The sequence below is a fragment of the Plantactinospora endophytica genome, from assembly GCF_016862915.1.
Taxonomy (GTDB): Bacteria; Actinomycetota; Actinomycetes; order Mycobacteriales; family Micromonosporaceae; genus Plantactinospora; species Plantactinospora endophytica.
Window position 1 is genome coordinate 238858 of sequence record NZ_BONW01000022.1, and the last position, 14625, is coordinate 253482.

The 14625-nt window shown below is 72.0% G+C and carries 10 protein-coding genes; 8 read left to right on the plus strand and 2 right to left on the minus strand.

The window, feature by feature from the left end:
* Window positions 1-6 precede the first annotated feature (6 nt).
* The 5 genes from Pen02_RS24750 to Pen02_RS24770 all read left to right on the plus strand — a co-directional run bounded on the left by Pen02_RS24750 (window position 7) and on the right by Pen02_RS24770 (window position 5521).
* The gene (locus Pen02_RS24750) at window positions 7-741 is read left to right on the plus strand and encodes a type 1 glutamine amidotransferase (RefSeq protein WP_203868528.1); all 735 of its coding nucleotides are present in this window, start codon (window positions 7-9) and stop codon (window positions 739-741) included.
* Window positions 738-1448 (plus strand): TVP38/TMEM64 family protein, encoded by a 711-nt coding sequence (locus tag Pen02_RS24755; RefSeq protein WP_203868461.1) that lies wholly within the window; start codon window positions 738-740, stop codon window positions 1446-1448. The genes Pen02_RS24750 and Pen02_RS24755 overlap by 4 nt, the downstream gene beginning before the upstream one ends.
* Window positions 1449-1754: 306 nt before the next feature.
* Window positions 1755-2261, plus strand: coding sequence for a (2Fe-2S)-binding protein (locus Pen02_RS24760; protein ID WP_239141240.1), 507 nt, complete (start codon window positions 1755-1757; stop codon window positions 2259-2261).
* On the plus strand, window positions 2248-3264 hold the full coding sequence (locus Pen02_RS24765; protein ID WP_203868462.1) for an FAD binding domain-containing protein: 1017 nt from the start codon (window positions 2248-2250) through the stop codon (window positions 3262-3264). The genes Pen02_RS24760 and Pen02_RS24765 overlap by 14 nt, the downstream gene beginning before the upstream one ends.
* Before the next feature lie 13 nt (window positions 3265-3277).
* Window positions 3278-5521, plus strand: a complete 2244-nt coding sequence (locus Pen02_RS24770) for a xanthine dehydrogenase family protein molybdopterin-binding subunit (RefSeq protein WP_203868463.1) — start codon at window positions 3278-3280, stop codon at window positions 5519-5521.
* 91 nt (window positions 5522-5612) lie between these two features.
* On the opposite strand, the gene Pen02_RS24775 is transcribed toward Pen02_RS24770, so the two are convergent.
* Window positions 5613-7118 (minus strand): pentapeptide repeat-containing protein, encoded by a 1506-nt coding sequence (locus tag Pen02_RS24775; protein WP_203868464.1) that lies wholly within the window; start codon window positions 7116-7118, stop codon window positions 5613-5615.
* Between the two features lie 308 nt (window positions 7119-7426).
* On the opposite strand from Pen02_RS24775, the gene Pen02_RS24780 reads away from it, so the two are divergent.
* Complete coding sequence (locus tag Pen02_RS24780; RefSeq protein ID WP_203868465.1) at window positions 7427-8737, plus strand: ThuA domain-containing protein; 1311 nt, start codon at window positions 7427-7429, stop codon at window positions 8735-8737.
* Window positions 8738-8964: 227 nt separating this feature from the next.
* On the opposite strand, the gene leuS is transcribed toward Pen02_RS24780, so the two are convergent.
* Window positions 8965-11808 (minus strand): leucine--tRNA ligase, encoded by a 2844-nt coding sequence (gene leuS, locus Pen02_RS24785; protein ID WP_203868466.1) that lies wholly within the window; start codon window positions 11806-11808, stop codon window positions 8965-8967.
* A gap of 443 nt (window positions 11809-12251) precedes the next feature.
* On the opposite strand from leuS, the gene Pen02_RS24790 reads away from it, so the two are divergent.
* Window positions 12252-13310, plus strand: coding sequence for an AAA family ATPase (locus Pen02_RS24790; protein WP_203868467.1), 1059 nt, complete (start codon window positions 12252-12254; stop codon window positions 13308-13310).
* 2 nt (window positions 13311-13312) lie between these two features.
* Window positions 13313-14611, plus strand: a complete 1299-nt coding sequence (locus Pen02_RS24795) for a DUF58 domain-containing protein (RefSeq protein ID WP_203868530.1) — start codon at window positions 13313-13315, stop codon at window positions 14609-14611.
* Window positions 14612-14625: the final 14 nt, after the last annotated feature.

Consider the following 14625-nt stretch of genomic DNA (forward strand, 5'->3'; position numbering starts at 1 on the left):
TACCGCATGCCCGGCCAGGGCGGTGGAGAGAGCAGCCTGCGCATCGTCTGGATCTACCCGGACCTGCTCTCCACCTACGGCGACCGGGGCAACATGCTGATCCTGGAGCGCCGGGCCAGGTTGCGCGGCATGCCGGTGGAATGCATCGAGGTCCGCTCCGACCAACGGCTGCCGGTCTCGGCCGACATCTACCTGCTGGGCGGCGGCGAGGACGGCCCGCAGGCCCTCGGCGCGCAGCGACTGATCGCGGACGGCGGGCTGCGCCGGGCCGCCGAACAGGGCTCGGTGGTCTTCGCGGTCTGCGCCGGCTACCAGTTGCTCGGCGGCTCGTTCTTCGCCAAGGGCACCAAGTGCGCCGGGCTGGACCTGCTGGACCTGCACTCCGACCGGGGACCGTCCCGGGCCGTCGGCGAACTCGCCGGTGCCATCGACCCCCGGCTCGGGCTGCCGCCGCTGAGCGGCTTCGAGAACCACGGCGGGCGTACCCACCTGGGGCCCGGGGTCTCCGCGCTGGCCCGGGTCAGCACCGGGATCGGCAACGACGGCAGTACCGAGGGGGCGTGGCGGGGCAAGCTGCTCGGCACGTACTCGCACGGTCCGGCGCTGGCCCGCAACCCGGCCCTGGCCGACCTGCTGCTGCGCTGGGCGACCGGGTGGCAGCAGCTTCCGCCGCTGGACGACACCTGGGCGGACCGGCTCCGGGCCGAACGCAGCGCGGCCCTGGCCGCCGTACGGCAGTGACCGGGCGCGTCCGGCAACTGCTCCGGCAGCGGTCGGTCGCGCGGTTCACCCTACTGCTCCTGGTGCTCGGCCTGTTCGGCCTGGGGCTGCTGCTGGCGCCCCGGCCCGAGGTGGCCGAGCTGCCCCGGCTGGCCGATCGGCTCGGTCCGCTGGCGCCGGTCGCGGCGATCGGTGGCGGCGCGCTGCTGCTGGTCGCACTGGTTCCCCGGACGGCGATCACGGTGGTCTGGGGAGCGATCTTCGGGCCGCTGCTCGGCGCCGGCTACACGCTGGCCGCCGCCCTGATCGCCGCGTCCGCCGGCTTCGCGGTCGGCCGACTGCTCGGTCGGGAGTTCGTCGCGGAGCGGGTACGCGGCCGGCTGGCCCGGCTCGACGGATGGTTCGCCCGGCAGAGTGTGCTCGGGGTGGTCAGCGTACGGCTGATCCCGATCGGCGGGTTCGGGCTGATCAGCTACGGCTACGGCACCACCGGCGCCCGGCTGGGCCCGTTCCTGCTGGGCAGTGTGCTGGCCGCCGCCCCGTCCGCGTTCGGGTACGCGGCGGTGGGCGCGGCGGCGGTCTCCCCGGACGAGATCAACTGGCTGGCGGTCAGCCCCGGCGCGCTCGGTCTGGTCGCCACCGCCGTGCTGGCGGTGCGCTGGTGGCGGGCGGAACGCGCCGCCCGGACCGCCCGCCCGGCCCCGAACCCGGTCCCGGATCCGGAGTAGTCGGCAGCGGGCGGGCGTCCCGAGCGAGGACCTCGGGCGGCGTGTGCATTTCGGGGTATTTGCCCTATAAGGACTGTTCGCCGATACGCTGAAGGCACCACCGTCCTCCCGAGCGGCAGCCCCCGGAGGACGGCTGGTCGAGCCTCACCCCGGGGCCGGGCGATCCCCGGCCCCGGCGGTGGGCGTTCCCGCCGCCGGACCGGCACACCCGGCGGAAGCCGAGGTCCAGTAGCCGATGGTCAGCGAGGTGACCGGGTGAAGTCGTACGCCGAGACGGCCGGCGCGGTGGAGGTTGCCGACACCGCCGTGGTACGCGGCCCGAACTCCGTCGTGGTGCGGCTCTCCGTCAACGGCACCTTCCGGAACATCCTGGTCGAGCCCCGGGTCAGCCTGCTGGACGCGCTCCGCGACCGGCTCGACCTCACCGGCACCAAGAAGGGCTGCAACCAGGGCGCCTGCGGCGCCTGCACGGTCTGGGTGGACAAGCGACGGGTGCTGGCCTGCCTCACCCTGGCAATCACCTGCGAGACCCGCGAGGTCACCACGATCGAGGGGCTCTCCGACGGGGTGGACCTGCACCCGATGCAGTCGGCGTTCGTCAGCCAGGACGCCTTCCAGTGCGGGTACTGCACCCCCGGGCAGATCATGTCGGCGGTGGCGTTCCTGGCCGAGGGGCACGCCGCCGACGACGACGCGATCCGGGAGTGGATGAGCGGCAACATCTGCCGGTGCGCGGCGTACCCGAACATCCGGGCCGCGATCCGGCAGGTCCGGGACGAGGCCGGAACGGGCGGACCCGATGCGACCGGTTAGCTACTCCCGGGTGGCGGACGTGGCCACCGCGATCGGCACCGTCACCGCCGACCCGGGCAGCACCTTCCTGGCCGGCGGCACCAACGAGGTCGACCTGCAACGCATCCACGTCGCCCGGTCCAGGCGGCTGGTGGACATCAACGACCTGCCGCTGCGACAGATCGAGGAACTGCCCGGCGGCGGGGTACGGATCGGCGCCGTCGCCCGGATGAGCGACGTGGCCCAGGCGCTGCCGGTACGGCGCCGGTTCCCGGTGATCTCGCAGGCGTTGCTGCTCGGCGCCTCGCCGCAACTGCGCAACATGGCGTCCATCGGCGGCAACATGATGCAGCGGACCCGCTGCGGCTACTTCCGGGACGTGGCGGCGGCGTGCAACAAGCGCGAACCGGGTACCGGCTGCTCGGCGCTGACCGGCGTCAACCGGGGCCACGCGGTCCTCGGTACCAGCGAGCACTGCATCGCCACGCACCCCGCCGACCTGGCCGTGGCCCTCGTCGCGCTGGACGCCGTGGTGCTCACCCAGGGGCCGGCCGGGCACCGGCAGATCCTCGCCGACGACTTCTTCCTGCTGCCCGGCGACACCCCGGACCGCGAACACGCGATCTCGCACGGCGAACTGGTGGTGGCGGTCGAGGTGCCGCCGCTGCCGATGGCGAGTACCTCGATCTACCTGAAGGTGCGGGACCGGGAGTCGTACGAGTTCGCGCTCGCCTCGGCGGCGGTCGCCGTCGCCATCGACGCGGGCGTGGTCACCGACGTACGGCTGGCGCTGGGCGGGCTGGCGACCAAGCCGTGGCGGGCCCGACAGGCCGAGTCGGTGCTGGTCGGCGCCCCGGCGACGATCGAGTCGTTCCGGGCGGCGGCGGACGCCGAACTGGCCGGGGCGGTACCGCACGGGATGAACGCGTACAAGATCGAACTTGGCCGGCGCACCATCGTCCGGGCCCTGAGCACGGTCACCGGCGACGCCCGGATGGTCAGCGACGACGGGAACCCACCATGAGCGGAGCAGTGTCGTGAGCCCGGTACTCGGGGCAGCCCTGGACCGGGTGGACGGCCGGGCCAAGGTCACCGGCGCGGCCCGCTACTCCGGCGAACTGAACCTGCCCAACCTCGCCCACGCGGTACTGGTCGGTGCCCGGGTGCCGAGCGGCCGGATCATCGGGATCGACTGCCGGCAGGCGAGCGTCGCGGACGGTGTGCACACCGTACTGACCCATCTCGACCTGCCCCGGGTCGCCGCCCAGCCGAAGCTCTTCCCGTCGCTGGCCGGACTCACCGCACACGGGCAGAGCTTCTTCCCGATGCAGGACGACGTGGTGCACTACGCCGGGCAGCCGATCGCCGTCGTCGTCGCCGACACCGTCGAACGCGCCGAGTACGCGGGCAGCCTGGTCCAGGTGAACTACGCCGAGACGCCGTCGGCGACCCTGCTCGACCAGGTACGCGACCAGGCGTACGAGCCGCAGCGGATCTTCGGTGGGCTGGTACCCGGCCGCAATCCCGACCGGGGCGACCCGGAGTCCGGACTGCGCGACGCCGAGCTGACCCTCGACCTGACCTACCGGTTCGCGGCCAACCACCAGAACCCGCTGGAGATGTCGACGACCACGGCGGTCTGGGACGACCTCGACCGGCTCACCCTGTACGACTCGACCCAGGGGCCGACCGCCACCCAGCTCAGCGTCGCCGAACTGCTCGGCCTGCCACCGACCCGGATCCGGGTGGTCAGCCACTTCGTCGGCGGCAGCTTCGGAGCGAAGGCACTGATCTGGCCGCACGTCACCCTCACCGCGCTCGCCGCGCGCCAGGTCGGCCGGCCGGTCCGGCTCACCCTGAGTCGGGACCAGATGTTCCACTCCTGCGGGCACCGGGAGGAGCAGGAGCAGCGGATCCGCCTCGGCGCCGACCGGAACGGGCGGCTGGCGGCCCTCACCCACGACAAGATCTCGCTGACCTCGCACTTCGACGACTGGGCCGAGACCTCCCTGGAGTCGCCCGCGATCACCTACGCCGCGCCGAACTACGCCGGCGGCTACCGGCTGGCCCGGGGCAACACCATCACCCCGACCTTCACGCGTGGTCCGGGCGAGGCGACCGGGATGTTCGCCCTGGAGTCCGCGATGGACGAACTGGCGCACACCATCGGAATCGACCCGGTGGAGCTGCGGCTGCGCAACCACGCCGACGTTGACCCCGACACCGGCAAGCCGTGGTCGAGCAAGGGGCTCAGGGAGTGCTACCAACGCGGTGCCGAACTCTTCGGCTGGGCCGGCCGCGACCCGGCGCCCGGCACCCGCTGGGAGGGGCGTTGGCAGATCGGCACCGGCATGGCCACCGCCGCCTATCCGGTGGCCGCCCCGATCAGCCCGCAGCGGGCCCGGGCCCGGATGTACATCGACGGCAGCGTGGTCGTCGAAGCCGGCATCTCGGAGTTCGGCACCGGCGCGCTGACCGCGATGACGCAGGTCGCGGCGGACGGCCTCGGCCTGCCGGTCGACCGGGTACGGTTCGTCGGCGGCACCACCGACCTGCCGAACGTCGCCGCCGCGGTCGGCTCGGCCGGCTCCGGGGCCACCAGTTCGCCGGTGCACCTCGCCTGCACCCAACTCCGGGACCAGCTCGTCCGGCAGGCGGTGGCGGACCAGCACTCGCCGCTGCACGGCGCCGACCCGGCCGCAGTGGTGGTCCGGGACGGCCGGATGTGCCTGCGCGACCGGCCCGAGGTCGGCGAGACGTACGCCGAACTGCTCGGCCGGAACCACATTCCGGACGTCGAGACGGTGGGCACCTGGATGCCGGTGCTGGCGCCCATGACGGACTACGCGATGCACACCTTCGGGGCCCAGTTCGCCGAGGTGGCCGTCGACGCCGACCTCGGCCTGGTCCGGGTACGCCGGCTGGTCGGCGTCTTCGCCCCGGGCCGGATACTCAACCGCAAGACCGCGCACAGCCAGTTGATGGGCGGGATGCTCTGGGGGCTGAGCCAGGCCCTGCTGGAGGCGACCCGGATGGACCCGAACACCGGACGCTGGGCCAACGCCAGTCTCGCCGACTACCTGGTACCGGTGAACGCCGACGTCCCGGAGATCACCATCGACACCATCGAGGTGCCGGATCCGGTGGTGAACCCGCTCGGCGTGAAGGGGGTCGGCGAGATCGGCATCGTCGGCACCAGCGCCGCGATCGCCAACGCCGTACACCACGCCACCGGGCGACGGATCCGCCACCTGCCGATCACCGTCGAGGACCTGCTCTGAGTCTGCCGGTTCTGCCTGCCCTCACCGACCTGTTCCAGGCCGGCGAGGCGCTGCGGCTGATCGTGCTGCGCGTTGATCCGGGCGGCGCCGGTCAGGGTCGGCCGAAATCGCCGCTGGTGTCGGGTACGAGCGGCAGTTCGGTGCCGAGCCGGGCACCGGTGACGTCGACCGGGCCGTGGAAGGTGGCGACTCCGCTGCCGGCGCCGAGGTCGAAGGCGGCCCGCTCGAACCGGCAGCCGGCGAAGCTGGTGGTGCCGTGGAACTGGGCGCCGACGAAATCGGCGTACCCGGCGTTGCCGCCGCTCAGGTCGAGGTCGACCAGGGTGGCGCCGCAGAGCCGGAGGTTCGTCTCCGGCCAGTACGGGTCGGCGGCGGGGCGCAGCCGGGCGGCGAGTACCCGCTGGATCTCCTGACGCAGCCGGAGCTCCTCGGCCTGGGCGGCATCCAGCTCGCCACCGACCAGGAACGACAGCGGCGTACGCAGGTACGCGCAGAGCGCGTCGACCACCCGTTCCCGCAGCTCCGGACGGGTGTCACCGAGCTCGGCCAGCAGCACCGGCCCGGTACGCCGAACGTCCGGATCCGGCTCGCCGAGCTGTCGGGCGTACGGGCGGACGTCGTCGTCCGGCACCAGCCGGCCACTGCCGGACTCGGTCACCCAGCCCAGTGGCCAGTACGTCGCCCCGTACCCGTCATGGTTCTCGTTAGACCAGCGGGCACCGGTCAGCTCGACGGCGGGCTGGTCCAGGTGCACCCGGGCGGCGAACACGGCGTCCCGGAAGTCTGCCGACGCACCGAACCGGGCGTGATGAAACCAGGCCGGGCCGCCGAAGCGGGCATCCCGGAACGAAACCGGCCCAGCGAACCGGGCTCCGTCGCCGCCCTCCTCCCAGTCCTGGTAGTCCTCGATCAGGACGGCGACCGGCCACTCCGGATCGGTCTCGTTCAGCTCGTCCCAGGCCAGCGGCGTCAGTTCCTCGATCGTCTCCCAGGCCGGGTCGTCCTCCCAGAGCGTCTCCGCGCCCCGGCCGAACCAGGCGATCCCGCCGAACTCGGCGCCGGTGAAGCTGGCCGTCCTCCGGAACCGGGTCCGGCCGAAGACCGCCTCGTCGCCGAAGCGGGCGCCGTCGAACCGGGCGTCACCTTCGAAGACCGTACGCGGGAACAGCGCCTCGCCGTCGAACCGGACCCCGTCGAACGACGCCGTTCCGACGAACCGGGTGTCGGCGAACCGCCCCTCGGCCAGCGCACAGCCGCGCAGGTCGAGGTCGACCAGGGTGGTGCCGGACAGGTCGAGGCTGATCTCCGACCAGTGCCCGCCCGCGTCGGAACGCAGCCGCCCGGCGAGCAGATCGAGAACGACCCGCCGCTGCTCGGCGTCCCCGTAACCCGCGACCGGGTCACGCTTCCCGTCGTCGGTCGGCGGCGCCGGGCTCCGCAGGTGGTCACAGATCGCGTCGGCGACCGGCTGTCGGAGTTCGGGCCGACGGTCGGCGACGGTCAGCAGCCGGCGTACCGCCGCGAGCCGGTCGGACGGCGACCCCTCCGCCAGCGCGGCGAGGTCCGCGCGGTACCCGTTCAGTTCCCGATCCGCCATGCCCGTCCGTGTCCCTTCCCCGGCTGGCCCGAACGACGACGGCAGCCGGCCGCACGCTGCCGGAACGCAGGCTAGTCGCTCCGGACAACTTCCCCGGGCAGTCAGCACGACGGATGCACGCCGGGTGCGCTCTGGCTGGCCGGTGGATTGGTAAGCTTTCATTACAGTTAGGTCGGGCATCGCCACAAGACAGGCGAATTGCACACTCCGGTTAAGTCGGATATTGACACAAGATCGTTTCCAGCCATAGCGTGTCATCGATCGTCGCGCCCACCCCCGCCTGCGCGACGGCGACCGAGAGGACGCGCATGAGAGCCCGTACCCGCCGCCACACCGTGCCCCGGAAGGTGGCCCAGTTCCTCGCGCTCTGTCTGGCCCTGGTGGCCGCCTTCGCCCAGCCCGCCCACGGCAACGCCGGGGCCGCAGCCGCCGCCGCACCGGCCTTCAACGTCATCGCCTTCTACAACGGCACCTGGGACGCGGCGCACATCAGCTTCGTCCAGGAAGCCAACCGGTGGTTCCCGCAGACCGCCGCCCAGCACAACTTCAGCTACACCGCCACCAACGACTGGAGCCGGCTGAACACCGCCAACCTGGCCAACTACCAGGTGGTGGTCTTCCTCGACGATCTGCCGCCGGTCGCCCAGCGCCCCGCGTTCGAGCAGTACATGCGGAACGGCGGGGCCTGGCTCGGCTTCCACGTCTCGGCGTTCACCACCAACCCGGGTGGCTGGGACTGGTACCACAACCAGTTCCTCGGCACCGGGGCCTTCCAGTCCAACACCTGGGGACCGACCACCGCCGTGCTGCGGGTCGAGGACCGCAGCCACCCGTCCACCACCGGGCTGCCGGCCACCTTCACCTCGTCGGTCAGCGAGTGGTACTCCTGGAGCCGCGACCTGCGGACCAACCCGAACATCGACATCCTGGCCTCGGTCGACCCGAGCAGTTTTCCGCTCGGCACCGACCCCAACCAGACCTGGCGGAGCGGCTACTACCCGATCGTCTGGACCAACAGCAACTACAAGATGCTGTACGCCAACTTCGGCCACAACGCGATGGACTACGCCAACAACGTGCCGCTCTCCTCCACCTTCGCCAGCGAGACGCAGAACCGTTTCCTGGTCGACGGGCTGCGCTGGCTCGGTGGCGGCGGTGGCGGCACTCCCCCGCCGGCCGACCCGATCTCCCCGACCGCCTGGTACACCCTGGTCAACCGCAGCAGCGGCAAGTGCGTGGACGCCCGGGCCGCCGGTACCGCCAACGGCACCGCGATCCAGCAGTACGCCTGCAACGCCAGCCTGGCCCAGCAGTACCAGTTCCAACCGACCAGCGGCGGCTACGTCCGGGTGAACAACCGGGGCAACAGCGCCCGGTCGCTGGACGTGACAAACGTGTCCACCGCCGACAACGCACCGGTCCAGCTCTGGACCTACAGCGGCGGCAACAACCAGCAGTGGCAGCCGGTGGCGGAGGCCGACGGCTACTACCGACTGGTCAACCGGCTCAGCGGCAAGTGCCTCGACGTGCCGGGCGCCGCCACCGCCGACAGCGTGCAACTGGTGCAGTACGCCTGCAACGGCACCGCCGCCCAGTCCTTCCGCCTCGTCGCGCAGTAGCCCCGCCGCCGCGCCGTCCGCCGCCGCTCACCTGGACACCAGATGCGCTACCCGGCATGGGTAACGCACCTGGTGTCCAGGTCGACGGAGAAAGAGCCACCCGGCAGGCCGGAGCCCGTCCGTGTCGTCCCCGGCGCCGCCGATCGGGTCACGGGCTGCGGTGCCGACGCGGCGTGCCCGGCCGGCACCGCGCCACCCGGCAGCGCGGTGCCGGCCGGACCGAGCGGTCAGGCGACGACGCTGACCATCCTGCCGGCCACCACGATCACCTTGCGCGGCTCTCGACCGCCCAACTGGTCGGCGACCGCCGCCAGCGCGGCGGACCGGATCGCCTCCTCGGCCGCGTCCGCCGGCACCTCGACCCGGCCCCGGACCTTGCCGTTGACCTGCACCGGGTACGTCACCGTCGCGGCGACCAGCAGGCTCGGGTCGGCCACCGGGAACGGCTCGTACGCCAGCGACTCGGCGTGCCCCAGCCGCTGCCACAGCTCCTCGGCGATGTGCGGGGCGAACGGCGACAGCATCAGCAGCAGCGGCTCCGCCACCTCACGGGGGGTCGCGTCCAGTCGGGTCAGGCCGTTGGTCAGCTCGATCAGCTTGGCGATCGCGGTGTTCATCCGGATGCCGTCCAGGTCGCCCCGGACCCCGTCGACGATCCGGTGCAGCAGCCGGCGGGTCTGCTCGTCGGCCGGCGCGTCGGTGACCCGCAGTTCGCCGGTCTGCTCGTCGACGATCGTCCGCCAGACCCGTTGCAGGAACCGGTACGCCCCGATCACCGCCCGGGTCTCCCAGGGCCGGGAGACGTCCAGCGGGCCCATCGACATCTCGTAGACCCGGAACGTGTCGGCGCCGTACGCCTCGCACATCTCGTCCGGGGTCACCACGTTCCGCAGCGACTTGCCCATCTTGCCGTAGACCCGGGTGACCTGCTGGTCAGCGAAGTAGTACTGGCCGTCGACCTCCTCCACCTCGGCCGCCTCGACGTAGCCGCCCCGGTCGTTCTTGAAGGCGTACGCCTGGATCATGCCCTGGTTGTACAGCCGACGGTACGGCTCGAACGACGAGACGTGGCCCAGGTCGAACAGCACCTTGTGCCAGAAGCGGGCGTACAGCAGGTGCAGCACGGCGTGCTCCTGGCCGCCGACGTACAGGTCGGTGCCACCGGGGTCGCCGGGCGACTGCGGACCCATCCAGTACGCCTCGTTGGCCGGGTCGACGAACCGCTCGGCGTTGGTCGGGTCCAGGTAGCGCAGCTCGTACCAGCAGGAGCCGGCCCACTGCGGCATCACGTTGGTCTCCCGGGTGTACCGCTTCGGCCCGTCGCCCAGGTCCAGCTCGACCTCGACCCAGTCCTTGCGCCGGGACAGCGGGGTCTCCGGGTCGGAGTCGGCGTCCTCCGGGTCGAAGGTGCGCGGCGCGAAGTCGTCGACCTCGGGCAGCTCGACCGGCAGCATCGACTCGGGCAGCGCGACCGGGTTGCCCTGCTCGTCGTAGACGATCGGGAACGGCTCGCCCCAGTAGCGCTGCCGGCTGAACAGCCAGTCCCGCAGCCGGTAGGTGACCGCGCCGGAACCGTGCCCGTTCGCCTCCAGCCACTCGATGATCTTCGCCTTGGCGTCGGCGACGAACAGCCCGTTCAGGTCCAGGCCGCGCTCTGGCGCGGCGCTGTTGATCGCCGGCCCCTCCCCGGTGTACGTCTTGCCGTCGAAGCCCTCCGCCGGCTGCACGGTACGTACGATCGGCAGCTCGAAGACCTCGGCGAACTCCCAGTCCCGCTCGTCCTGCCCCGGCACCGCCATGATCGCGCCGGTGCCGTAGCCGGCCAGTACGTAGTCGGCGATGAAGATCGGGATCTGCGCACCGGTGACCGGGTTGGTGGCGTACGCCCCGACGAAGACGCCGGTCTTCTCCCGGTTCTCGGCCTGCCGCTCGATGTCGGTCTTGGCCCCGGCCGACTTCCGGTAGGCGTCCACGGCGGCCCGGGGAGTGGCCTGGCCACCGGTCCAGACGTCCCGGGTCCCCGCCGGCCAGGCGGTACCGGCCAGCGTGTCGACCAGCGGGTGCTCCGGGGCCAGCACCATGTAGGTGGCCCCGAAGACGGTGTCCGGCCGGGTGGTGAAGACCCGGATCGGGTCGGCGTCGGTCGGGAACTCGATGTGCGCGCCGGTCGACCGGCCGATCCAGTTCCGCTGTTGCAGCTTGATCGGCTCGGGCCAGTCCAGCGCGTCCAGGTCCTCGATCAGCCGGTCGCCGTACGCGGTGATCCGCATCATCCACTGCTTCAGGCTGCGCTTGAAGACCGGGAAGTTGCCCCGGTCGGAGCGGCCGTCCGGGGTCACCTCCTCGTTGGCCAGCACCGTGCCCAGCCCCGGACACCAGTTCACCGGCGCCTCGGAGACGTACGCCAGCCGGTGGTCGTCGACGATCCGGCGCCGCTCGTCGGCGGTCAGCTCGGCCCACGCGCGGCCGTCCGGGGTGGCCCGGGTGCCCGCCTCGAACTCGGCGACCAGCTCGGCGATCGGCCGGGCCCTGGCGGCGTCGGTGTCGTACCAGGAGTTGAAGACCTGTAGGAAGATCCACTGGGTCCAGCGGTAGTAGTCGGTGTCGATGGTCGCCACCGAGCGCCGGTCGTCGTGCCCCAGTCCCAGCCGGCGTAGCTGCGAGCGGTAGTAGCCGATGTTCGCCTCGGTGGTGGTCCGGGGGTGGGTGCCGGTCTGCACCGCGTACTGCTCGGCGGGCAGCCCGAACGCGTCGAAGCCCATCGTGTGCAGCACGTTCCGCCCGACCATCCGCTGGTAGCGGGCGTAACAGTCGGTGCCGATGTAGCCCAGCGGATGCCCGACGTGCAGTCCCGCCCCGGACGGGTACGGGAACATGTCCAGCACGAACAGCTTCTCCGCGTCCGCCCGAGGATGGCCGGGATCGGCCAGCGGACCGACCGGGTTGGGCGCCCGGAACGTACCCTGCTCGGCCCACCGGTCCTGCCAGCGCACCTCGATCTCGCCGGCCAGCTCGGCCGTGTACCGAAACGGCGGGATGTCCGCCGCCGGCTCGGCTGCCTCGGTCGTCATGTCGTCTCCTCGCTACGTCCGTCGTCGCTCGCCCTGGTCGACCGGGCTGGCGGGGCATCGAAATTCAGGTTTGTGGGCCGGGTCCGTTCTCCGGGCATAAAAAAGCCCCTCACGCAGGAGGGGTGGCCGTGCTGTCGCTGTCTGTCGCGTCAGCACGGCTCGCTAAGGAGCAGGTGGACCCTGGACATGGGGCCATCGTACCGCGCCCCGGGCAGGGCTGTCGCACCCGATACCGGCCGGGGGACGCCGCCGCTACCGGCCGGGGATCCGACCCCGGGCTCTCGGGTGTGCTCGGCTCTCCCGCCGAATACGGCTAGCCTGAGTGATGCGGGTGATCCGGTCACTGATCCGGTTACTCCGGACGGACGTATTCTCCCGCGAACCATACGGCCGGCCCAAGGACTCTTATTAGGCGGCGGCCGTGACCGACGAGGAGGAGGCCCGTGACTCAACAGACCTGGGACGAACTGGGTGGCACGCTGCCGAGCGACCAGTTTCGTGCCGCCAGCGACGCGATCGTGGCCAACATCGAAGAGGTCATCGAGGGCAAGACCGCCACGGTCCGGCTCGCACTCGCGGTACTGCTGGCCGAGGGGCATCTCCTGATCGAGGACGTACCGGGGGTCGGCAAGACCAAGCTGGCCAAGGCGCTCGCCCGGTCCATCGACTGCTCGGTCCGACGCATCCAGTTCACCCCCGACCTGCTGCCCAGCGACGTCACCGGGGTCAGCGTCTACAACCAGGAGACGCACGACTTCGAGTTCAAGCCGGGCGCGGTCTTCGCCAACCTGGTGGTCGGCGACGAGATCAACCGCGCCTCGCCGAAGACCCAGTCCGCGCTGCTGGAGTGCATGGAGGAGCGGCAGGTCACCGTCGACGGCGTCACCTACGAGCTACAGACGCCGTTCATGGTGATCGCCACGCAGAACCCGATCGAGATGGAGGGGACCTATCCGCTGCCGGAGGCGCAGCGCGACCGGTTCACCGCCCGGATCGCGATGGGCTACCCGGACCCCGGTGCCGAGCTGGCCATGCTGGACGTGCACGGCGGCCGGGACCCGATCCACGAGCTACGTCCGGTCTCCGACGCCGCCACCGTACGCAAGCTGATCGCGACGGTACGCGACGTGCACGTCGCCGACGCCGTCAAGCAGTACGCCGTCGACCTGGTCACCGCCACCCGGGAATCCCCCGACCTGCGGCTCGGCGCCTCCCCCCGGGCCACCCTGCAACTGCTGCGTACCGCCCGGGCGGTCGCCGCGCTGGAGGGGCGCGACTACGTACTCCCCGACGACCTCCAGGCGCTCGCCGTACCGGTGCTGGCGCACCGGGTGATCCCCACCGCCGACGCGCAGCTCGCCCGGCGTACCACCGACGCGATCGTCTCCGAGCTGGTGCACCGGCTGGCGTTGCCGCACGAGCGGCAGCGGTCGCCGTACGACACCCGGCCGCCGTCCGGCGACGGCACCGGGCGCTCGCAGTACGAGCCGCGGAGGCGGTGACGGTGCGCGAGGCGCTGCGCGGCCTCACCACCCGGGGGCGGTCCTTCCTGGCCGCCGCCGTGGCAGCGGCGATCTCCGCGCTGATCCTCGGCGAGAAGGACCTGCTCAGGGTCGCCGTCCTGCTCGGCGTACTGCCGCTGCTGGCCGCGCTCTACGTCGGCCGCAGCCGCTACAAGCTGGCGTGCAGCCGCTCGCTGGAGCCGCACCGGGTGCCGGTCGGCGCCAGCTCCCGGGTGGTGCTCCGGTTGCAGAACATGTCCCGGCTGCCGACCGGGACGCTGCTGCTGGAGGACCGGCTGCCGTACGCCCTCGGCAGCCGTCCCCGGGTGGTGCTGGAACGCCTCGGCGCGCACCAGGCCAGCTCGGTGGCGTACACCGTGCGGGCCGACGTACGCGGCCGGTACGAGGTCGGCCCGCTGGTCATCCGGCTCACCGACCCGTTCGGGCTCTGCGAGCTGACCCGGGCGTTCCCCAGCGTCGACCCGTTGACCGTCATCCCGCAGGTCGCCCCGCTCCCCTCGGTCCGGCTGGCCGGCGAGTACGCGGGCACCGGGGAGAGCCGGGCCCGCTCGGTGGCGGTGCACGGCGAGGACGACGCGGCCACTCGGGAATACCGGCGCGGCGACGACCTGCGCCGGGTGCACTGGAAGTCCACCGCGCGCACCGGCGAGCTGATGGTGCGCCGGGAGGAGCAGCCCTGGGAGAGCCGGGCGACGGTGGTACTGGACACCCGGGCGTTCGCGCACCGGGGCGAGGGTCCGACCGCCAGCTTCGAGTGGGCGGTGTCGGCTGTCGCCAGCATCGCCGTCCACCTGCGGCAGGCCGGCTACAAGCTCCGGCTGGTCAGCGACTCCGGGATCGACGCCAGCGCGAACGACGCCGGTGGCGAAGGGCTGCTGCTGGACTACCTCGCCGACGTCCGGCTGACCCAGCGCGGCGACGTGGCGACACTTGTCGAACGGGTTCGGCAGCGTTCCGACGGCGGGCTCGTCATCGCCCTGCTCGGCACGCTGACCACCGCCGAGGCGGACCTGCTGGCCGGGCTGCGCGGCAACGGCGCCACCTGCATCGCCTTCCTGGTGGACAGTTCGACCTGGCTCAACCTGACGCCGCAGGCCCGCGAGGAGGCGAACCACGCGCACGGCGCGGCAGCGCTGGCCCTGATGCAGAGCGGCTGGCGGGTGGTGGGTGTCGAACACGGCAGCAAGCTGCCGGCGCTCTGGCCGCAGGCGGCCCGGGGCTCGCAGGGCTTCGCCTGGCGGGCCGTACTGGCCGAGACGGTCGCCGGCGGGGTGCGGTGACCGGTCGCACGAGC

Coding starts and splice junctions, on each gene's coding strand:
- Pen02_RS24750 (WP_203868528.1), top strand. CDS start 7: ATGCCCGGCCAGGGCGGTGGAGAGAGCAGCCTGCGCATCGTCTGGATC.
- Pen02_RS24765 (WP_203868462.1), top strand. CDS start 2,248: ATGCGACCGGTTAGCTACTCCCGGGTGGCGGACGTGGCCACCGCGATC.
- Pen02_RS24775 (WP_203868464.1), bottom strand. CDS start 7,118: ATGGCGGATCGGGAACTGAACGGGTACCGCGCGGACCTCGCCGCGCTG.
- Pen02_RS24780 (WP_203868465.1), top strand. CDS start 7,427: ATGAGAGCCCGTACCCGCCGCCACACCGTGCCCCGGAAGGTGGCCCAG.
- leuS (WP_203868466.1), bottom strand. CDS start 11,808: ATGACGACCGAGGCAGCCGAGCCGGCGGCGGACATCCCGCCGTTTCGG.